At 65.5% G+C, this 16,564-nt stretch carries 26 protein-coding genes; 10 read left to right on the top strand and 16 right to left on the bottom strand.

Annotation, left to right across the window (positions count from 1 at the left end):
* Positions 1 to 246: 246 nt before the first annotated feature.
* The 3 genes from ACCC94_RS02910 to ACCC94_RS02900 all read right to left on the bottom strand — a co-directional run bounded on the left by ACCC94_RS02910 (position 247) and on the right by ACCC94_RS02900 (position 1,270).
* Positions 247 to 498 carry a hypothetical protein gene (locus ACCC94_RS02910; RefSeq protein WP_413347951.1) on the bottom strand — a complete coding sequence of 84 codons (252 nt, stop codon included), beginning with the start codon at positions 496 to 498 and terminating at the stop codon, positions 247 to 249.
* 79 nt (positions 499 to 577) lie between these two features.
* Positions 578 to 958 (bottom strand): hypothetical protein, encoded by a 381-nt coding sequence (locus ACCC94_RS02905; RefSeq protein WP_413347950.1) that lies wholly within the window; start codon positions 956 to 958, stop codon positions 578 to 580.
* Positions 959 to 1,099: 141 nt separating this feature from the next.
* Positions 1,100 to 1,270, bottom strand: a complete 171-nt coding sequence (locus ACCC94_RS02900; protein ID WP_017518760.1) for a general stress protein — start codon at positions 1,268 to 1,270, stop codon at positions 1,100 to 1,102.
* A gap of 303 nt (positions 1,271 to 1,573) precedes the next feature.
* On the opposite strand from ACCC94_RS02900, the gene ACCC94_RS02895 reads away from it, so the two are divergent.
* From ACCC94_RS02895 to ACCC94_RS02885, 3 genes are all read left to right on the top strand, one after another.
* Entirely contained in the window at positions 1,574 to 1,954 is a 381-nt protein-coding gene (locus ACCC94_RS02895; RefSeq protein WP_413347949.1) for a DUF3509 domain-containing protein, read from the top strand.
* A 49-nt stretch (positions 1,955 to 2,003) separates the two neighbouring features.
* On the top strand, positions 2,004 to 2,186 hold the full coding sequence (locus tag ACCC94_RS02890; protein WP_413347948.1) for a DUF3606 domain-containing protein: 183 nt from the start codon (positions 2,004 to 2,006) through the stop codon (positions 2,184 to 2,186).
* Positions 2,187 to 2,370: 184 nt separating this feature from the next.
* The gene (locus tag ACCC94_RS02885) at positions 2,371 to 2,544 is read left to right on the top strand and encodes a general stress protein (protein WP_017518757.1); all 174 of its coding nucleotides are present in this window, start codon (positions 2,371 to 2,373) and stop codon (positions 2,542 to 2,544) included.
* Positions 2,545 to 2,915: 371 nt separating this feature from the next.
* Here ACCC94_RS02885 and ACCC94_RS02880 read toward each other — a convergent pair whose 3' ends face one another.
* The 4 genes from ACCC94_RS02880 to ACCC94_RS02865 form a co-directional block, all read right to left on the bottom strand.
* Entirely contained in the window at positions 2,916 to 3,131 is a 216-nt protein-coding gene (locus ACCC94_RS02880; protein WP_413347947.1) for a hypothetical protein, read from the bottom strand.
* 59 nt (positions 3,132 to 3,190) lie between these two features.
* Positions 3,191 to 3,661, bottom strand: a complete 471-nt coding sequence (locus tag ACCC94_RS02875; protein WP_413347946.1) for a hemerythrin domain-containing protein — start codon at positions 3,659 to 3,661, stop codon at positions 3,191 to 3,193.
* Positions 3,662 to 3,741: 80 nt separating this feature from the next.
* Positions 3,742 to 4,260: a CinA family protein gene (locus ACCC94_RS02870; RefSeq protein ID WP_413347945.1), complete on the bottom strand. Its 519-nt coding sequence runs from the start codon at positions 4,258 to 4,260 to the stop codon at positions 3,742 to 3,744.
* Between the two features lie 2 nt (positions 4,261 to 4,262).
* Entirely contained in the window at positions 4,263 to 4,655 is a 393-nt protein-coding gene (locus tag ACCC94_RS02865; protein ID WP_413347944.1) for a response regulator, read from the bottom strand.
* 236 nt (positions 4,656 to 4,891) lie between these two features.
* Here ACCC94_RS02865 and ACCC94_RS02860 point away from each other — a divergent pair, with 236 nt between their 5' ends.
* Positions 4,892 to 5,407, top strand: coding sequence for a hypothetical protein (locus tag ACCC94_RS02860; protein ID WP_413347943.1), 516 nt, complete (start codon positions 4,892 to 4,894; stop codon positions 5,405 to 5,407).
* An 18-nt stretch (positions 5,408 to 5,425) separates the two neighbouring features.
* Entirely contained in the window at positions 5,426 to 5,872 is a 447-nt protein-coding gene (locus ACCC94_RS02855; RefSeq protein WP_413347942.1) for a DUF421 domain-containing protein, read from the top strand.
* A 39-nt stretch (positions 5,873 to 5,911) separates the two neighbouring features.
* Here ACCC94_RS02855 and ACCC94_RS02850 read toward each other — a convergent pair whose 3' ends face one another.
* A complete protein-coding gene (locus ACCC94_RS02850; RefSeq protein ID WP_413347941.1) occupies positions 5,912 to 6,067 on the bottom strand; it encodes a hypothetical protein in 156 nt (51 codons plus the stop codon).
* A 61-nt stretch (positions 6,068 to 6,128) separates the two neighbouring features.
* Entirely contained in the window at positions 6,129 to 7,010 is an 882-nt protein-coding gene (locus ACCC94_RS02845) for a manganese catalase family protein (protein WP_413347940.1), read from the bottom strand.
* A 224-nt stretch (positions 7,011 to 7,234) separates the two neighbouring features.
* Here ACCC94_RS02845 and ACCC94_RS02840 point away from each other — a divergent pair, with 224 nt between their 5' ends.
* The gene (locus ACCC94_RS02840; RefSeq protein ID WP_413347939.1) at positions 7,235 to 7,744 is read left to right on the top strand and encodes a ferritin-like domain-containing protein; all 510 of its coding nucleotides are present in this window, start codon (positions 7,235 to 7,237) and stop codon (positions 7,742 to 7,744) included.
* Positions 7,741 to 8,037 carry a DUF2061 domain-containing protein gene (locus ACCC94_RS02835; RefSeq protein WP_413347938.1) on the top strand — a complete coding sequence of 99 codons (297 nt, stop codon included), beginning with the start codon at positions 7,741 to 7,743 and terminating at the stop codon, positions 8,035 to 8,037. Before ACCC94_RS02840 ends, ACCC94_RS02835 begins: the two co-directional genes overlap by 4 nt.
* A gap of 444 nt (positions 8,038 to 8,481) precedes the next feature.
* Here ACCC94_RS02835 and cydB read toward each other — a convergent pair whose 3' ends face one another.
* Both cydB and ACCC94_RS02825 read right to left on the bottom strand, forming a co-directional pair.
* Entirely contained in the window at positions 8,482 to 9,489 is a 1,008-nt protein-coding gene (gene cydB, locus ACCC94_RS02830; RefSeq protein WP_413347937.1) for a cytochrome d ubiquinol oxidase subunit II, read from the bottom strand.
* 3 nt (positions 9,490 to 9,492) lie between these two features.
* A complete protein-coding gene (locus tag ACCC94_RS02825; protein WP_413347936.1) occupies positions 9,493 to 10,932 on the bottom strand; it encodes a cytochrome ubiquinol oxidase subunit I in 1,440 nt (479 codons plus the stop codon).
* Between the two features lie 743 nt (positions 10,933 to 11,675).
* On the opposite strand from ACCC94_RS02825, the gene ACCC94_RS02820 reads away from it, so the two are divergent.
* Together ACCC94_RS02820 and ACCC94_RS02815 are read left to right on the top strand one after the other, a co-directional pair.
* Positions 11,676 to 12,194 carry a hypothetical protein gene (locus tag ACCC94_RS02820; RefSeq protein WP_413347935.1) on the top strand — a complete coding sequence of 173 codons (519 nt, stop codon included), beginning with the start codon at positions 11,676 to 11,678 and terminating at the stop codon, positions 12,192 to 12,194.
* 178 nt (positions 12,195 to 12,372) lie between these two features.
* On the top strand, positions 12,373 to 13,539 hold the full coding sequence (locus tag ACCC94_RS02815; RefSeq protein ID WP_413347934.1) for a zinc-dependent alcohol dehydrogenase: 1,167 nt from the start codon (positions 12,373 to 12,375) through the stop codon (positions 13,537 to 13,539).
* Positions 13,540 to 13,581: 42 nt separating this feature from the next.
* Here ACCC94_RS02815 and ACCC94_RS02810 read toward each other — a convergent pair whose 3' ends face one another.
* From ACCC94_RS02810 to ACCC94_RS02795, 4 genes are all read right to left on the bottom strand, one after another.
* The gene (locus ACCC94_RS02810; protein ID WP_017518741.1) at positions 13,582 to 13,767 is read right to left on the bottom strand and encodes a hypothetical protein; all 186 of its coding nucleotides are present in this window, start codon (positions 13,765 to 13,767) and stop codon (positions 13,582 to 13,584) included.
* A 115-nt stretch (positions 13,768 to 13,882) separates the two neighbouring features.
* On the bottom strand, positions 13,883 to 14,059 hold the full coding sequence (locus ACCC94_RS02805) for a hypothetical protein (protein ID WP_413347933.1): 177 nt from the start codon (positions 14,057 to 14,059) through the stop codon (positions 13,883 to 13,885).
* A 5-nt stretch (positions 14,060 to 14,064) separates the two neighbouring features.
* Positions 14,065 to 14,403 (bottom strand): hypothetical protein, encoded by a 339-nt coding sequence (locus ACCC94_RS02800; protein WP_413347932.1) that lies wholly within the window; start codon positions 14,401 to 14,403, stop codon positions 14,065 to 14,067.
* Complete coding sequence (locus tag ACCC94_RS02795) at positions 14,400 to 14,981, bottom strand: diguanylate cyclase (protein ID WP_413347931.1); 582 nt, start codon at positions 14,979 to 14,981, stop codon at positions 14,400 to 14,402. Before ACCC94_RS02795 ends, ACCC94_RS02800 begins: the two co-directional genes overlap by 4 nt.
* 177 nt (positions 14,982 to 15,158) lie before the next feature.
* Between ACCC94_RS02795 and ACCC94_RS02790 the strand changes: the two genes are divergently transcribed.
* The gene (locus ACCC94_RS02790) at positions 15,159 to 16,232 is read left to right on the top strand and encodes a flavodoxin family protein (RefSeq protein ID WP_413347930.1); all 1,074 of its coding nucleotides are present in this window, start codon (positions 15,159 to 15,161) and stop codon (positions 16,230 to 16,232) included.
* 1 nt (position 16,233) lies between these two features.
* On the opposite strand, the gene ACCC94_RS02785 is transcribed toward ACCC94_RS02790, so the two are convergent.
* Complete coding sequence (locus ACCC94_RS02785; protein WP_413347929.1) at positions 16,234 to 16,386, bottom strand: hypothetical protein; 153 nt, start codon at positions 16,384 to 16,386, stop codon at positions 16,234 to 16,236.
* Positions 16,387 to 16,564: the final 178 nt, after the last annotated feature.

The following is a 16,564-nucleotide window of genomic DNA, read 5'->3' as shown; positions in this document are numbered from 1 at the left end:
ACTCTACCTTCGAGAGAGCTGGAGATTATCGACGGTGAATTCGCGCAGTTCCAACAGTATTAAGAAAAAATGCCCGTCCAAATCATGGCTTTATGCCGCGTGCCAGGGCGGTGGCGGTGATCTTTTGACCCTCCTGGCCGGCTGGTGATCCCACAATCTTACCGCCGCGCCTGCCCTGCTCCCGCCCCAGGTTCCGAACGGCGCTGCCGCCCGGGCAGCAGTTGCCCCTGGGCTGGAAGCCCGGCCTTACACGCGCGGTTTGCGCTGCAGGCCCGCGCGGACCAGGGCGAACTCGTCCTGCAGGGTCTGGCTGATCGCCTGGATGCGCTGCTCGCTGGCCAGCCGTTCGGGGGTGATGCCCTGAATGGTGAAATGCGCGTCAGAGGTCACCCGGCTGTCGAACTGCAGCGTGATCGAGCCCTGGGCGCCGGCGCTGGCGTGGCATTCATAGCTGGGAATGAAGTCCTCGAAGAGCCCGGCAATCTGGTTCATGTTCATGGTTCTGTCCTCGGTTCGGAGTCATCACGCCATCACTGGCTTTGCGGGCTGTGCTTGCGGGCTGTCGTCCCGGCAGGTGTCAGGGTCGCGGTTTTTCAGTGGCGCCCGGGTCGCTGCCAGGGTCGGTGGCGCCGCCCTCGCTGGAATGTTCGGGTGAATCGTCGGGCTGGCCGCGGTTGTTGCGGTCGCCGTCATCGCTGCGAACCTTCCTGCCATCCTCGGTACGCACGGTGCCGTGCTTGTCTCGATAAGTTTCCAGGGTCTTCTGGTTGGCCGTGCCCGAGGATTGCCCCTGGGGCATTTCCTGGGTCGGCTCGTTGGCCTTGGGCTGCGGGGACTCGGCCAGGGCGATGTTGCTGGCAACCAGGCCGAGGCAGCCGATGGCGCCCAGCAGCTGCATCGCCGCGGCCAGTCGTCGGGGGCGCGAGACCTGCGCGCGGATCAGGAAGGCTTGGCTCATGTCCTTCTCCTCCAATAGATACATGCAATTGGGGTGTCTTCGAGAGCGAAGATGACCCGGCCGGCAAGGGCCGGGTCCTTCGCGTCCGCATCCCCCGCGGAAAGTCCGCGGGAGAGCGTGGCGCAGTCAGCTCAGCCGGCGTCAGCTGCGACCGCCGCCGTGGCTGTGCTGGCCGCCTTTCTTGCCTGCTTCGCTGGCCTTCTCGCGGTCATTGGCGAAGTTGCCTCCGCTGTTCTGGCCGCCCTTCTTGCCTGCTTCGCTGGCTTTCTCACGGTCGTTTGCAAAGTTGCCGGGGTTCTTGTTGCTAGTCATTTTTCAGTACCTCTTGGGCAGTGAATGATGAATGCAAGGTCGAGAAATCGATGCCTTACACCGGGTCTGAAAAAATGCCCTCCCCGATGTTCAACTTGTTTGCCCGGATTCGATGAACGGAAGGCCGCAAACCCGCGTGCTAGCCGCTTCGCTTAGCAATAGGCCAGTAGCAAATTGCACGGCATTTCTGCCGCTTCGCGTGCAAATTCCGAGGTAGCCCAACGACAGATCAAGCACTTACGCCGTTTTTTGGCTGGCCCGCCAGTTGCTCCGTTACCAGAGCCAACAAGGAGGAACCCGCCCATGCAATTCGATTTCGAGACCACCCAGGAACTCATCTGCCAGGCGCTGCCCGAGTACTGCATCAGCTTTACCCGGCGCCCCGACAAGGCGCTGCTGTGCTCCTTCCGCAGCCATGCCGGTGAGCATCTGTTCGATCGCGTCATCACCCGCCAGGACCTCCAGCATCGGCAATTGCTGGACGACCTGATCGGGCGCATCAAGCGCGACCTGATCCTGGGCGATGGTCCGCTGCCCGACGAGCACGTCCCAGTCTTCACCAAGCGCATTCCGCTGCCCACCTTCCAGCCCGGCTATGGCAAGCACCGCCAGCGCAAGATCGTCGTTGCCGGCGAGCGCCTGCGCCAACTGGCCGGGGTCGGGACGCGACTGCACGCCTACTGACCTTTCCCAGCCTGATCGCGGGCCGCGCGGCGGCCCTGAAGGAATGCCCATGGACAACCCCGACATACGTGGCCCCGCCGATGCATCGCGGATCAACCTCAACGAGGACTACGAGCGACGCTACTGGGCCGAAGCCTTCGGCGTCAGCGAGCAGCGCCTGCGCGAAGCGGTGCATGCGGTCGGCGTCTCGGCCGAGGCCGTGCGGCAGTTCCTTCTGCGCCACCGCGAGTGAACAGGCACCGCTGCCGATTCGTGGCCCCGCCCCTCACTGCTTCGCCGCAGTTCGCGGTGCAGGGGCCACACCCGAGTTTCCGTCGCTGCGCGGCGCCTTCCGGTCCTGGGGCCGGGTGGTCCGCGCAGCGGCGGAACCCATGAGCCAACGTAGCTCGCTTTCACACCCTCACAGGAGAAACACCATGGCTGAACACAGAGGCGGAAAAGGCAACTTCGCGGCAGATCCCAAGCGCGCCTCCGAAGCGGGGAAGAAAGGCGGCCAGAACAGCGGCGGCAACTTCAAGAACGACCCGCAACGTGCATCGGAGGCCGGCCGCAAGGGCGGACAGCGCAGCCACAGCGCTACCCAGGACTGACCCCGCGGCCATGCCGCGGCGCTTCAGGGATGAAGAATCGAAAGCAAAAGCGGCACGCCTGGCGTGCCGCTTTTTTGTAGGGTGGAACCCACGGCTGATCGAACCGGATGCGTAGGAGCGGACCTTGTCCGCGAAAGACCAGCCGCCGAACGCCGGTAATGTCCGATTGAAGCGAAGACATCGCGGACAAGGTCCGCTCCTACGCGAGCGTTGAGCGCGGCGGTTCGCGAGCAAGCTCGCTCCTACAGGCCCCTGTTTCCGTAGGGTGGGTTACGCTGGCGCGTTATGCGCCCTACGATGTGAGGGCTGTTCGTAGGAGCGAGCTTGCTCGCGAACCCCGTAACCGGAGACGAAGCGACGCCCTGCAGCAATCAGGGCTGCCGATAATGCCCCGGCGTGGTGTCGCGTTCCTGGCTGCGCTCGTTGCGGCTCAGCTGGATATCGGTGATATGGCTGGGGTCGACGTGGCTGTGCAGCGACAGCACATGGCGGCGGGCGTCTTCCAGGGTCAGCTCGTCCTGGTGCAGGACGGTGCTCATCGGCTGGTTGTCGAGGATATAGCTGATGACATAGGCAGGCGTGGTCATGGCGTTGGCACTCCGGGAAAAGCCGTTGCCCCCGTCTGGCAGGGGCAACGGCATTCGGCTCACGCGGCGCGCTGTTCCCAGCTCGCCTTGATGTCTTTCTTGAGCTGCTGCATGGCGGTGGCCAGGCGGTCCAGGGTGGCGTGGTCGAGCAGTTCCTCGGCGCGCGGGAACATCTCTTCTTCCTCTTCCTCGATGTGGTGCTCCAGCAGCTCCTTGAGCACTTTTACCCGGCCGGAGAATTCCACGCTGTCCGGCTGGGTCTTCTTCAGGTCCGGCAGCACCAGGGAGTCCACCGTACGGTGTTCTTCCTTGGCCTCGAAGTACATCTTGGCGTCCTCCTTCTCACCCGCCTGCTTGAGTGCCGGGTAGAAGATCTCCTCCTCGATGGCGGTGTGCTGGGTCAGTTCCAGCTCGATCCTGCGCAGCAGTTCGGTGCGCTTCTTCACCGCGCGCTCGGTGCTTTCGCTCAGCTCGGTGAGCAGTTTCTTGACGACTTCATGGTCTTGCTTGAGCAGTTCGATGGCGTTCATCGTCGGTCTCCTCTCAGGGCTTCTTGTAGTGGATCGGTCATGCCGTTCGGCAGTGCCGTGGTTATTCACCGCCGGGCGCCTCAGCGTCTTTCGCCGAGCAATGCCCTGCGGTGGAATTCGGGTATCAGTTCCAGGCCCTGGCGGATGGTCTGCCGGCGCATCCATTCGGGGTCGCCGGTAAAGCGCATGCGCCGGGTGAACAGCGCCACCCCGTCGGGCATGCGGAAGCCCCAGCCCAGGCACACCGTGCCCGGCGGGATGCCGTCCTTGCCCTCCTCGCCCAGCAGGCCGGTCACCGACAGCACGGCGTTCGCCTCCTCGTAGCGCAGCGCGGCGTTGGCCATGGCGCCGGCGACTTCGACGCTGGTCAGGTTGAAGTCTTCCAGCCACATCGCCTCCACCCCGAGCAGCTCACGCTTGGCGCTGGGCGAATAGACCACCAGGCCGCCTTCCATCACGTCGCCACTGCCGGGCACGGCGGACAGCACCGCGGCGATATGGCCGCCGGTGCAGGATTCGGCCGTCAGCAGGCGCAGGCGCTGGCTGCGCAGGTAATCCACCACTCGCTGGCCGGCTTCACGCAGATCGGCTTCGAACATCTTCAACACTCCTGCCAGGGCGTGATGGCCGGGCGGCGCAAGGCGCCTTCGATGGCCCGCTCCAGTTCGTCCAGGCGCAAGGGTTTGAGCAGGAGCGGATACGGCGCATCGTCGGCGCGGACCCGCGACTCGGAGGACGACAACCCCAGCACGCGCATCCGCGGCCGCACCGGCAGGCACGCCTCGACCAGCTCAAGGGCGCTATGGGGCTCGGCCAGCTGTTCGTCGAGCAGCAGAAGGTCGATCACCGCGCCGGAGTTCAGGTGCTCCAGCGCCGCCTGCAGGGACGAGGCGCTCAGCACCGCGTGACCTTGATCGAGCAGGTACTGCTCGATACGCCACAGCTCGTCGGCCATTTCTTCCAGGATCAGGATCGATGCTTCTCGCAGGCTCATCGCCGCCTCCTCAGGTGTTCAGGAGGCTGCAGCAACTTTCAGGCCCAACCGGCGCAAACCCGCAAAGGCCCGACCAGAGCGTCTGGCGCTCGCGACACCGCCGCCAGCCATGGGCAGAACGCCCGAATGGCGGGAAAACCCGATGCAATTCGCCCGAACGAAGCGGCAGGAAAATCCTCGGCACCAAAGCGCGCCCGCGCCGGTCGCAAGCAGTAACGGAACGAGGGAGTCAGGCCATGGGTGAGCAGGAGAAAAACGAAGCGGATTTCAGCCAGCGGGAATATCCGGTGCCCGAACGCATCGAAAGCCAGCGCCGCGCCTGGAAGCTGGAGCGCATCTCGCTGGTCCTGCTGGTTGGCATCGTGCTGCTGGCGTTGACCGGCGTCTTTTCCAGCGGGCCGCTGAGCAGCGCGCAGATGACCAGCCCGGGAGGCAACTTGGAGGTGGCATACGAAAGATTCGAGCGCCTGGGCTCCAGCAGCCGCCTGCATATCATCCTGCACGGAGAGCCGAGCCAGCCGGCAAAGCTGCGCCTGAACGGCGACCTGCTGGCCGCCCATGACCTGCAGAGCCTGCAACCTCCGCTACCGGCGCGCAGCTGGAACGGCGGCATGGAGTTGCAGGGTCAGCTCGATGAGCGCGGCGAACTGCACCTCTACCTTGCCTTGCTGGCGACCCAGGCCGGCCTGCTTTCGCATCGGCTCGAATTTGCCGGCGAACAGCTGTCGTTCCGCCAGTTCGTCTACCCCTGAGCCACCGGAGGAAACGCCATGGATTCGGTCCTGCGCGCCGTCACCATCTACCTGTTCCTGGTCATCCTGTTCCGCCTGGTAGGCAAGCGCGCCCTGGCGGACGTCAGCACCTTCGACCTGCTCCTGCTGATGATCATCAGCGAGGCCACCCAGCAGGCCATGCTTGGCGATGACTTCTCCACCACCAACGCGCTGCTGGTGATCATCACCCTGGTGGTGATGGACGTGCTGTTCTCGCTGGTGAAACTGCGCCATCCGTTCGTGGACCGGGTGATCGAGGGCTCGCCCACGCTGATCGTCGAATACGGCCGGCCGCTGAATAATCGCCTGGTCGAAGCACGCCTGCGCGAGGAAGACGTGTTGCTGGAAGCGCGGCAGTCCCAGGGCCTGGAGCGCATGGAGCAGATCCGTTTCGCCATCCTGGAGAAGAACGGCAAGATTTCCATCATTCCCGAGCCGGACTGACCGGCGTGCGCGACGGCCGGGCCGCCGCGCCGCTCCTGGCTAGCCGGGGTGCAGCATGTTGCGGCGCAGCGGCCGGGAAACGTCGAACTGCGGTTGCGGTGTACTGGACTGGTCCTCGCGGTCGGGCAGCTTGCGCGGATGCGGACGCTCCGGCTCGCGGCGGGAGCGATCAGGGTCGTGGGGCGTTCGGGGCATGTCGGTCTCCTCGCGCCGCCACCGGCGTTGCCGGCGACGACGCTCTCGTTGCAGGGTTGGCTTACTCGGTCCGGGGGATCAATCCCGCGCCGAGGTCGGCCCCGGTCACCGGGTCGGCCATGGGGTCGGAGCGGGTGCGGTCCTTCATCTGTTCCAGCACCTCGCTGTCCTCATCGGACAACTGCACGCTGGCGCTGCCGTCGCCGCCATCCACGGCCGGTTCCGGCGCTTCGATGTATTCCCAGTCGTCTCCTTCGTTCCACGGCCCGCGCGTGTCGCCTTCGCCCTGGGACAGGTTGAAGTAGCTCCGGGTGAATTCCGGCAGGCCCGGCAGCTTGCCCTGCGGGAAATTGGGCTGGATGGAGTGCAACGCCTTCTCGAAGGATTGCTGGTGCGCCAGTTCGCGGGTCATGAGGAAGGTCAGCGCATCCTTGATGCCGGGGTCGTCGGTGACGTTGATCAGGCGCTCGTAGATCATCTTCGCCCGCGCCTCGGCGGCGATGTTCGAACGCAGGTCAGCAGTGGGTTCGCCGATGGTGTCGATGTAGGCCGCCGTCCAGGGCACGCCACCGGAATTCACCAGTGCCGGCCCGCCGCCATAGAGGATCGAGGTGATGTGCGAGTCGTTGCCGCCGCCGGTTAGTGAACGGTAGAGCTCGGCCTCCTCGTCGATCCCTTCGGCCAGTCGTCCCTTGGCCCCCTTGTTCAGCATGCCGACGATGGAACCGATGATCTCCAGGTGGCTCAGTTCCTCCGTGGCGATGTCCATCAGCAGGTCCTTGCGGCCGGGGTCGCACTCGGCCAGGCCCTGGGTGAAGTAGCGCATCGCGGCAGCCAGTTCCCCCTGTGGGCCGCCGAACTGTTCCAGCAGCAGGTTGGCCAGGCCGGGGTCGGGTGCCGCCACCCTGACCGTGTATTGCAGTCGCTTGTTGTGCACGAACATGGATGTTACCTCCAGGCTTTCGTTAAGCGTCCGTCGCAAGGCGAAACGGCACCTTTTCCTGGTGCCCGAAAGGTGGAGAAAACCTTCTGCCGATAGTTCACAACTTCTCGCAAACGCCCGCTGCGCTTGCCGTTTCGCTGTTTTACCGCTCGGCGAAGAAAACTGAACAGCGGCGTTTTGGGTAGCTCACAGCAGGGACACAACCCAACCGAGGAGACCTCGCCATGACAAGCAAGAAAGACAACCTGCTGGACTGGCTGCGCGACGCCCACGCCATGGAACAACAGGCCGAGAAGATGCTCGAGGCCCAGGCCGGCCGACTGGAGAACTACCCGCAACTCAAGACCCGCATCCAGCAGCACCTCGAGGAGACCCGCGGCCAGCAGCGTCTGCTCGAGGGTTGTCTGGAGCGGTTGGGCAGCAGCCCGTCCACGCTCAAGGACATCGGCGGCAAGCTCATGGCGTTCGGCCAGGCGATGGGCGGCATGACGGTGAGCGACGAAGTGGTCAAGGGCGCCATGAGCGGCTACGTGTTCGAGAACATGGAGATCGCCGCCTACACCGTGCTGATTGCCGCCGCCCAGGAAGTCGGTGACGACGCCACGGAAGCTGCGCTGAAGGAAATCCTGCCGCAGGAAGTGGCGATGGCCGACTGGCTGCGCGAGCACCTGCCGGAAATCACCCGCGCGTTCCTGGCGCGCGACCACGCCGACGCGGATGAGGCCAAGCGATGAATTCACGCCTGTTCACGGCGTGCTGCAGTCCTTCGGAGAAGCCGGCGCCATTGCTCAAGACCTGCACTTTCGCCGTGCTGCACTTCTCCATTGCCTTCTGCGTGGCCTACCTGCTGACCGGCTCGATCCTCACCGGGGGCCTCATCGCCCTGGTGGAGCCGGCCTGCAACACCGTTGCGTTCTACTTCCACGAGCGCATCTGGAGCCGGTTCGGCGTTTCGCCGAACCGGGAGGTCGGGCTGGGGCATGGCAACCTGCTGTCGGGGGATGAAGAGCGGGATCGCTCGAATTGATTGAAAGCCGCGAATCCCGCGCTGACATCGCCACCGCGCGGCGGATAACCCGTCCCGGGTTATTCGCCCTACGGTCTGCGGGAATGGAGATTGCCCGGATGCGCCGGGATTTCGCGGAGAAGCTCTGCTCTACCTGAAATATCGCGCCAGGGTACGCCCTCTCCCCCGCCCTGCGTGCCCCGCTCCTAAGGGAGAGGGAGCTATCTGAGCCGCCTGACACTGTGGCTTCAGCCGGCACCCAACCAGTCCCCTCTCCCTTCAGGGAGAGGGTTAGGGAGAGGGCAGATCCAAGGCACGAACTATCAGAAGAAGACAGTTGCTCCTACGAAAGCGGCGACGGATGTTCCTGGCCGTATCGTAGGGCGCATAACGCGCCAGCGTTATCTGCCGCCAGATGAGCAGCGGATAACCCCTTCCGGGTTATCCGACCTACGCTCTGGAAGCTCAATGATACCCGCTCTCCACCGTCGTCTTGCCGCGGAACACGTAGTAGCTCCACGCCGTGTAGCCCAGGATGAACGGGATGATGAACAGCGCGCCGACCAGCATGAAGCCCTGGCTCTGGGGCGGCGCGGAGGCATCCCAGATGCTCACCGAGGGCGGCACGATGTGCGGCCAGATGCTGATGCCCAGTCCCGCATAGCCGAGGAAGATCAGCGCCAGGGTCAGCACGAAGGGCCTGGCGTTGTCGTCGCGGGCCACCGAGCGCAGCAGCATCCAGAAGCACAGCAGCACCAGCAGCGGCACCGGCGACAGCAGGAAGACGTTCGGCAGGCTGAACCAGCGGCTGGCGATGGCCGGGTGGGTCAGCGGCGTCCACAGGCTGACGATGCCGATCACCGCCAGCAGCACCAGCGCCAGCGGCCGCGCCAGTTCATGCATGCGCGCCTGCAGCCGGCCTTCGGTCTTGAGGATCAGCCAGGTGCAGCCGAGCAGGCTGTAGGCGACCACCAGGCCCAGCCCACAGAAGACCGGGAACGGTGCCAGCCACTCGAAGGCGCCGCCGGCGAAGCGTCCGTCGCGCACCTGGAGCCCGTCGATGAAGGTGCCCAGCACCATGCCCTGGCAGAAGGTCGCCAGCAGCGAGCCGACGATGAAGGACTTGTCCCAGAGGTGGCGTTTTTCCTCCCGTGCCTTGAAGCGGAACTCAAAGGCCACGCCGCGGAAGATCAACCCCACCAGCATCAGGATCAACGGCAGGTACAACGCCGGCAACACCACCGAATAGGCCAGCGGAAAGGCGCCGAAAAGCCCCGCGCCGCCTAGCACCAGCCAGGTTTCGTTGCCGTCCCAGACCGGCGCCACGGTATTCATCATCACGTCGCGGTCGGCGTGGTCGGGGAAGAAGGGATAGAGGATGCCGATACCCAGGTCGAAGCCGTCCATGACCACGTACATCATCACGCTGAAGATGATGATCACGGCCCAGATCAGCGGAAGGTCGATGCCCATGATTCAGCTCCTCTGCTGTTCGTTGCGAAACTCGCCCGCAGCGTCGTCGGGGTTGTCGGCGGCGGACAGCGGCCTCGCCGCCGTCCTCTGCTGCCCTGCCCCGCCCGTGCTGGGCGCCTGCCCCTCGGCGGCCTGCGGGCCCTTGCGCACCAGCCGCAGCAGGTAGGCGAAGCCGACGCCGAACACGGCGAAGTAGACGACCACGAACAGCGCCAGCGTGAAGCCCAGCTGGGCAGCGCCGTGGGGCGAGACGCCCTCGCTGGTGCGCATCAGCCCGTACACCACCCAGGGCTGGCGACCCATCTCGGTGGTGACCCAGCCCGCCAGCAGCGCCACCAGGCCGGACGGCCCCATCCACAGCACCAGGTGCAGGAAGGGGCGGCTGTCGAACAGCCGGCCGCGCCAGCGCAGCCATACACTGCAGAGCCCGACCAGGATCATCAGCAGGCCCAGGCCGACCATCAGGCGGAAGGTCCAGAAGATTACCGTCGAGTTGGGTCGGTCCTGCGCTGGGAATTCTTTCAACGCCGGGACCGGCTCGCTGGTGCTGTGCCGCAGGATCAGGCTGCCGAGCACCGGCACTTCGACCTTGAAGCGGGTTTCCTCGCGCTGCATGTCCGGCCAGCCGACCAGGATCAGCGGGGTCGGCCCGCCTTCGGCGTTGTCCCAGTGGCCCTCGATGGCGGCGATCTTCGCCGGCTGGTACTGCAGAGTGTTGAGTCCGTGGGCGTCGCCCACCAGCGCCTGCACCGGAGCGACCAGCAATGCCATCCACATGGCCATGGAGAACATCTTGCGGACCGCCGGCGTGTTGCGTCCGCGCAGCAGGTGCCACGCGCCGGAAGCCCCGACGAAGAAGGCCGTGGCGAGGAACGCGGCGATGCTCATGTGCACCAGGCGATACGGGAACGAAGGGTTGAAGATCACCGCCAGCCAGTCCGCGGGGATCACCCGGCCATCGACTATCTCGTGGCCCTGGGGCGTGTGCATCCAGCTGTTGGAGGCGAGAATCCAGAAGGTCGAGACCAGCGTTCCGACCGCAACCATGATCGTGGCGAAGAAGTGCAATCCCGGCCCGACCTTGTGCCAGCCGAACAGCATTACGCCGAGGAAGCCGGCTTCGAGGAAGAAGGCAGTGAGCACTTCATAGGTCAGCAGCGGCCCGGTGATGCTGCCGGCGAAGGCCGAGAAGCCGCTCCAGTTGGTGCCGAACTGATACGCCATGACCAGCCCGGACACCACGCCCATGCCGAAATTGACGGCGAATATCTTCGACCAGAAGTGGTAGAGATCGCGGTAGACCTCTTCCTTCGTGCGCAGCCAGAGGCCTTCGAGCACCGCGAGGTAGCTCGCCAGGCCAATGGTGATGGCCGGAAAGAGAATGTGGAAGGACACGGTGAAGGCGAACTGCAGCCGCGCCAGGTCCAGTGTTTCCAGGTTCATCGCGAAGCCTCTCGGATTGCGGGGGCGCCTGCCGACGGCGCAGTGGTCCGGCGCCGTTGCCAGGGTGTATTCCGCTAGGAGGTAGAGCGTGCGCAATCGTTCAGCACAATTGACGAGGGGCCAGGTGGCCAAGCCAGGCGCGACGCATTGCCCTGGCATCGGCATATGCCGCGCAGCGCAGCGGCCTAGCACAGGACGATCCTTCACGGGGGCCGCCAACCTGCTAGGTTGAAGGTGGCGTCTTCTCCAAGTCTCCTGCCCTCGCTTGCGAGGGCATTTTTTTGCCTGGCGGCGATTCGGCTTTTTCGTAGGAGCGGAGCTTCTCCGCGAAGCCTTTGTGCACGGGCTGAGACATCGCGGACAAGGTCCGCTCCTACAAGTGCAGGTTTGCGCCCTACGATCACCTGTCGGCGACAGGACCGCTTTCGTAGGAGCGGAGCTTCTCCGCGAAGCCCTTGTGCACGGGCTGAGCATTCGCGGACAAGGTCCGCTCCTACGGGTTCGGGGTGCCGGTTTGCGCAGGCGTAGGGCGCATAACCCGGAACGGGTTATCCGCCGACTACCACGCGGCGGCCCCGTCCATCGAACTCACTGAACTTCGCCTTCTCCAGCCCTTCGCACCTGTAGGTCGGCTATCGCGCACGGTCTTGCCCGCGGAGGTGTTTCCCGGCATGCGGCATGGGGATCGTTCCCTGGCGTCCCGGCGAAAAGCCTTCATCCACTCCATGACAACAAGGCAGCCTATGTCGCGGTTGATTACCGCTCCGGGACAGGACTTGGAGCCCGACAACACCCACATGTTCGGCACGCCCAAGGAGCGGCTGGACTTCTACCGGCGCGAGATCCACTACGAGATGGGCATGCTGTCCAGCCGGACCAACGCCTACCTCACTGCGCAGTCCTTCCTGGTCATCGCCTACGCCTCGTCCATGGCCAACCTGAACCCCGCCTGGGGCGAGGTGTTCACTCTGGTGATTCCCGGCCTCCTGGCCTTGCTGGGGCTCATCAACTCGCTGCATGCCTGGCCCGGCATCAAGGCCTCGTCGGACATCATCCACCACTGGCACTTCAAGCAGACGCAGCTGCTGCGCAGCGAGCCGAAGATGGGCCGCGCCTACGACGAATCGCCGCTGTTCAGCGAACGGGAATCCGACCGGGCGAGCTTCGACAAGTCACTGTTGTTCTCGCGGCGCACGCCCTTCCTGTTCGCCGCGTTCTGGGCGGTCATGGCGCTGTTCTCGCTGTGGGTGCAGCTCAGCTAGCGACGCTGGCGCAAGCGCATGACCGCCGGGGAAGAAATCTGAACAGCCTCCCCGGCCATGGTTCACAGCAGGCATGGGCACGCCGCGCAGGCGGACCGCACGCCCATGCTCCCGGCGCGCCCCGCGCCTCCCCCACCCGAGCAGGCGCCCCCGCGGGCACCTGTGACAGGAGACCGTCATGCGAGCACTGACCTACCACGGCAGCCACGACGTGCGCGTCGACAACGTACCCGACCCGGTCCTCAAGGAAGCGGACGACATCATCCTCAAGGTCACCGCCACAGCGATCTGCGGCTCGGACCTGCACCTCTACCGCGGCAAGATCCCCAGGGTGGAAAGCGGCGACATCCTCGGCCACGAGTTCATGGGCATAGTCGAGGAAGTCGGCAGCGGCGTCACTGCGGTGCAGCCGGGCGACAGGGTCATCATCCCCTTCGTCATCGCCTGCGGGCAGTGCTTCTTCTGCCAGATGAACCTGCACGCCGCCTGCGAAACCACCAATGACGGGCGCGGCGCGATCCTCAACAAGAAGCAGATTCCGCCGGGCGCTGCGTTGTTCGGCTACAGCCACCTGTACGGCGGCGTACCGGGCGGCCAGGCAGAATATGTACGGGTGCCCAAGGCCAATGCCGGCCCCTTCGTGGTACCCGATATCCTCGATGACGAGCGCGTGCTGTTCCTCACCGACATCCTGCCCACCGGCTACCAGGCAGTACTCAATGCCGGCGTCGGCCCCGGCAGCAGCGTGGCGATCTACGGAGCCGGCCCGGTCGGGCTGATGGCCGCCGCCTGCGCGCGGATGCTCGGCGCCGACAGGATCTTCATGGTCGACCACCATGCCTACCGGCTGCATTTCGCCGAGCACACCTACGGCGTCATCCCGATCAACTTCGACATCGACGACGACCCTGCGGCCACCATCATCTCGCAGACGCCCGGCCATCGCGGCGTCGACGCGGTGGTGGACGCCGTCGGCTTCGAGGCCAAGGGCAGCACCACCGAGACCGTCCTCACCGCCCTGAAGGTCGAGACCAGCAGCGGCAAGGCGCTGCGCCAGTGCATCGCCGCGGTGCGGCGTGGCGGCACGATCAGCGTGCCGGGCGTGTATGCCGGCTTCATTCACGGCTTCCTGTTCGGTGATGCGTTCGACAAGGGGCTGACCTTCAAGATGGGCCAGACCCATGTCCAACCCCTGCTGCCGGAACTGCTGGAGGCGATCAACGAGGGCAACCTGCGCCCCGAGGAAATCATCACCCACCGCATGACGCTGGAAGAGGCCGCCCAGGGTTATGACATCTTCAATCGCAAGCTGGAGGATTGCCGCAAGGTCATCCTGCGGCCCTGAACGAGCCGCCCGGCGCAAGGCCGGGCGGGTTTGGCACGGGCGTCAGCCGGGGCGGTTCTCCTCGCCGATCCCGGCGATGTCCGGGTCACTGGGAGAGACCTCGGGTTCTTCGCTGGGCGGCTGGTCGGCGCGGTCGCCGTCCTTTTCCCATTCCGGATGCAGCTCGCCGGGGATGTTCTGGCGGCCGGCTTCGGTGCCCTGGCGGGGCGAATCGTTCTGCGGGTTCATGGTGCAATCTCCTGCGGTGGGTACATCTGCGTGGAGCCGCTGGCGTGCGCGCGAGTTCGACCTGGCCGACGGGCGTATTCCCGTGGTGGCCCGGCGACTGGCGCGCGCCCCAGGCTCAGGGAAGCTCGATGCGGATATCGGTGATGTCCGCCGGGTTGGCCTCGGCATGCCGCGCCTGCACATAGAAGCGCGCCTGGTCCGGCGTCAGCGAGCCGGAGAAGCTGTTCACTTCGATGCTGCAGGGCTGGTCGTGGAGTCGGTAATGCACGGTAAAGGTCCGGGTATCAGGCATGCTCGTCACTCCTCGTAGCGTTTGAGTTGGTCTCTCTCCGGGGCCAGCGGATTTTCCCCAACGGGCCGGGCGGGCTCCAGGCGCTGGCTCATCCTCTCGATGCGCGCCGCCAGTCCATGCAGGCGTGCGGCGAGGCGTTGCAGCTCCTGCGCGGGGTCCTCCAGCAGCGCCTTGGCCCGGCAATGCCCGCGCACGCCACGCAGGCCGCACAGCAAGCCGGCAGCCACCCAGGGGAGCGCCACTCTTCGCTGTAATGCCGCGCCGGTCAGGACCAGCCCGGCGCCGATGGACAAGACGCGTTCCCAGCCCTGCAGGTGGCCGGGGTTGGATGGGGGTGAATTCATGGTCGATGTACCTCCAGGTTCGGTGGCTGGTGACGCCGCGCGGCGCGATGACAGCGCAGCAATTCCTCCAGGTACGGCAGGACCGAGAGCAGCAGGGTGGCGGTGATGATGCCGACCACGTAGGCGTCGGGCAGCGCCGGTTCCTTGCGACGCAACTCGAACTGCGCCCGCTCCCACTGGCCCGGCAGCAACGCGCTGGCCTGGTCCCAGTGCAGCAGGCAGACCACGCTGATGGCCATGAACGGGATCAGCTCCAGGAAGCTGTGCACGTGCTGCTCGATGGGCGAGACCCGGCGCTGCTGCACGGCCATGCTCACATCCCACAGGGCGGTCAGCTCATGGGCGAGGAAACACACCAGCATCAGCAGGATCAGCCCGGCGTTTATCTGCAGGAACAGCGCGGCCTGCAGCGGCACCCCGACTTCCAGCAGCATCAGCAGGTGCAGCGCCGATTCGCGGGTGCCGCTGGTATGGGCGATGTCCGTGCGACGATGGCACAGCCAGTCGGCGAAGCCCGCCGCGAGCCAGAGCGGCAGCAGGACATACAGCAGGTACCCGGTCGAAAGCACGGCTTGCATGGGGTTCTCCGTCGCCCGTCGTCTTCGGCTGACTGGGGCCTAGCGGCAAGGTTCAGCCACTCTGCCCGGAGGTTCGCGCCGGCGCCGCCGGGGGGAATGTTTGAACTCGCCCAAGCCCTGCCCCTCGCAACAGCATGGGCCGCTGCGGCGGTCGTACCGAGCCCCGAAGGAGGCCTGATGAGCATCCGCCCGCGCCACGGCGAGGCGCCGGAGAAGATCGACCGCGAGACCTTTTCCGCGCGCTTTCGCGAACGTTTCAAGGACCCCGCCTACCGCGCCGAGGACGCCGCCCTGCAGCGCATCGAGAGCATCGCCTGGGAGGCCTATCGGGACAGCCGCAAGGCGCCGCTCAAGCGCAAGGCCGGGCCTGGCTACGCCGACCCGGAGTACGAGCTGGCGGTGGACTGGATCGAGGCGCGCCAGGCGATCCACGCCGCAGAACGGCAGCGCCTGTCACGCAGCCTGCCGCCGCGCGTGCTGATCGTCACCGGTTCGGCGCGCAACGATGGCAGCTGTCCAGGCGAGCTGTCCAAGAGCTGGCGCATGGCGCGCCTGGCGGAAGTCGAGCTGCGCCTGGCGGGCATCGAAGCGGACCTGCTCGACCTCAGCCTGCTCACCTCCGAATACGGCCAGCGCATCTTCCCCTGCAAGGCCTGCGTTTCGACCGCGATGCCGCTCTGCCATTGGCCGTGCAGTTGCTACCCCAACCATTCGCTGGACCAGGTCGGCGACGTGATGAATGCCATCTACCCGCGCTGGGTCGCGGCCGATGGCGTGCTGCTGATCACGCCGGTGTACTGGTACCAGTCGCCCGGCCCGCTGAAGCTGATGATCGACCGCCTGGTCTGCGCCGACGGCGGCAACCCGGACCCGACCAGCACGCAAGGCAAGGATGCGGCCCGGGCCAAGCGCATCGAACTGGACGGCTGGCCCTATCCCAAGCATCTGGCGGGCCGCGCCTATGGCGTGGTGGTGCATGGCGACGTGGCCGGTATCGAGGGCGTACGCCATGCCCTGTCGGACTGGCTGGACTGGATGGGCCTGGTGGACGCCGGCGCCATGGCACGGCTGGAACGCTACATCGGCTACTACCGCCCGTACGCGACCAGCCACGATGAACTGGACGCCGACACGGCGGTGCAGGAAGAGGTGCGCAACGTCGCCCGTGCATTGACGAGGGCCGTACGCGATCTGCGTGAAGACAGGTTGTCCCGTCCGGACTTGCGGCTTCACGAACCGCGACCGAAATGAATCAGCCGGCAGCATCCTCGAAGCTCACGTCGCGCACGTTATGCGCTTCCACGTGGCGTCGAATGGTGTGGTAGAGCAACTGGAAACCCTGCAGGTCGTTGACCGGGATGTGCAGGTGGCGGGCCACGTGGAACCAGGCGCGGGCTTCGCTCATGACGGGATCGTCGGCATGGAATTCGAATGCCTGGCCATTCCTCACAAAGCGGACGCGGTACCGCTTGGCCAACGACTCCTGCTGCATGGCGCCTCCGGTTCATGGCTGTGTTTCATGCACTGACTGGCGCGACAGTCGGGCAGTTCCATCGAAAAAGGCACGGCCGGCTCGTTCAGCC

This window comes from Pseudomonas sp. Pseusp97 (assembly GCF_047304025.1).
In the GTDB taxonomy this organism is placed as follows: domain Bacteria; phylum Pseudomonadota; class Gammaproteobacteria; order Pseudomonadales; family Pseudomonadaceae; genus Pseudomonas.
The sequence above is the reverse complement of the archived record's forward strand: the minus strand, read 5'-3'. Positions and strand labels throughout refer to the sequence as shown.

Excerpts from the sequence above, each read along its gene's own strand:
- ACCC94_RS02910 (WP_413347951.1), bottom strand. The coding sequence starts at position 498 with ATGAACATGAACCAGATTGCCGGGCTCTTCGAGGACTTCATTCCCAGC.
- ACCC94_RS02905 (WP_413347950.1), bottom strand. The coding sequence starts at position 958 with ATGAGCCAAGCCTTCCTGATCCGCGCGCAGGTCTCGCGCCCCCGACGA.
- ACCC94_RS02900 (WP_017518760.1), bottom strand. The coding sequence starts at position 1,270 with ATGACTAGCAACAAGAACCCCGGCAACTTTGCAAACGACCGTGAGAAA.
- ACCC94_RS02895 (WP_413347949.1), top strand. The coding sequence starts at position 1,574 with ATGCAATTCGATTTCGAGACCACCCAGGAACTCATCTGCCAGGCGCTG.
- ACCC94_RS02890 (WP_413347948.1), top strand. The coding sequence starts at position 2,004 with ATGGACAACCCCGACATACGTGGCCCCGCCGATGCATCGCGGATCAAC.
- ACCC94_RS02885 (WP_017518757.1), top strand. The coding sequence starts at position 2,371 with ATGGCTGAACACAGAGGCGGAAAAGGCAACTTCGCGGCAGATCCCAAG.
- ACCC94_RS02880 (WP_413347947.1), bottom strand. The coding sequence starts at position 3,131 with ATGACCACGCCTGCCTATGTCATCAGCTATATCCTCGACAACCAGCCG.
- ACCC94_RS02875 (WP_413347946.1), bottom strand. The coding sequence starts at position 3,661 with ATGAACGCCATCGAACTGCTCAAGCAAGACCATGAAGTCGTCAAGAAA.
- ACCC94_RS02870 (WP_413347945.1), bottom strand. The coding sequence starts at position 4,260 with ATGTTCGAAGCCGATCTGCGTGAAGCCGGCCAGCGAGTGGTGGATTAC.
- ACCC94_RS02865 (WP_413347944.1), bottom strand. The coding sequence starts at position 4,655 with ATGAGCCTGCGAGAAGCATCGATCCTGATCCTGGAAGAAATGGCCGAC.
- ACCC94_RS02860 (WP_413347943.1), top strand. The coding sequence starts at position 4,892 with ATGGGTGAGCAGGAGAAAAACGAAGCGGATTTCAGCCAGCGGGAATAT.
- ACCC94_RS02855 (WP_413347942.1), top strand. The coding sequence starts at position 5,426 with ATGGATTCGGTCCTGCGCGCCGTCACCATCTACCTGTTCCTGGTCATC.
- ACCC94_RS02850 (WP_413347941.1), bottom strand. The coding sequence starts at position 6,067 with ATGCCCCGAACGCCCCACGACCCTGATCGCTCCCGCCGCGAGCCGGAG.
- ACCC94_RS02845 (WP_413347940.1), bottom strand. The coding sequence starts at position 7,010 with ATGTTCGTGCACAACAAGCGACTGCAATACACGGTCAGGGTGGCGGCA.
- ACCC94_RS02840 (WP_413347939.1), top strand. The coding sequence starts at position 7,235 with ATGACAAGCAAGAAAGACAACCTGCTGGACTGGCTGCGCGACGCCCAC.
- ACCC94_RS02835 (WP_413347938.1), top strand. The coding sequence starts at position 7,741 with ATGAATTCACGCCTGTTCACGGCGTGCTGCAGTCCTTCGGAGAAGCCG.
- cydB (WP_413347937.1), bottom strand. The coding sequence starts at position 9,489 with ATGGGCATCGACCTTCCGCTGATCTGGGCCGTGATCATCATCTTCAGC.
- ACCC94_RS02825 (WP_413347936.1), bottom strand. The coding sequence starts at position 10,932 with ATGAACCTGGAAACACTGGACCTGGCGCGGCTGCAGTTCGCCTTCACC.
- ACCC94_RS02820 (WP_413347935.1), top strand. The coding sequence starts at position 11,676 with ATGTCGCGGTTGATTACCGCTCCGGGACAGGACTTGGAGCCCGACAAC.
- ACCC94_RS02815 (WP_413347934.1), top strand. The coding sequence starts at position 12,373 with ATGCGAGCACTGACCTACCACGGCAGCCACGACGTGCGCGTCGACAAC.
- ACCC94_RS02810 (WP_017518741.1), bottom strand. The coding sequence starts at position 13,767 with ATGAACCCGCAGAACGATTCGCCCCGCCAGGGCACCGAAGCCGGCCGC.
- ACCC94_RS02805 (WP_413347933.1), bottom strand. The coding sequence starts at position 14,059 with ATGCCTGATACCCGGACCTTTACCGTGCATTACCGACTCCACGACCAG.
- ACCC94_RS02800 (WP_413347932.1), bottom strand. The coding sequence starts at position 14,403 with ATGAATTCACCCCCATCCAACCCCGGCCACCTGCAGGGCTGGGAACGC.
- ACCC94_RS02795 (WP_413347931.1), bottom strand. The coding sequence starts at position 14,981 with ATGCAAGCCGTGCTTTCGACCGGGTACCTGCTGTATGTCCTGCTGCCG.
- ACCC94_RS02790 (WP_413347930.1), top strand. The coding sequence starts at position 15,159 with ATGAGCATCCGCCCGCGCCACGGCGAGGCGCCGGAGAAGATCGACCGC.
- ACCC94_RS02785 (WP_413347929.1), bottom strand. The coding sequence starts at position 16,386 with ATGAGCGAAGCCCGCGCCTGGTTCCACGTGGCCCGCCACCTGCACATC.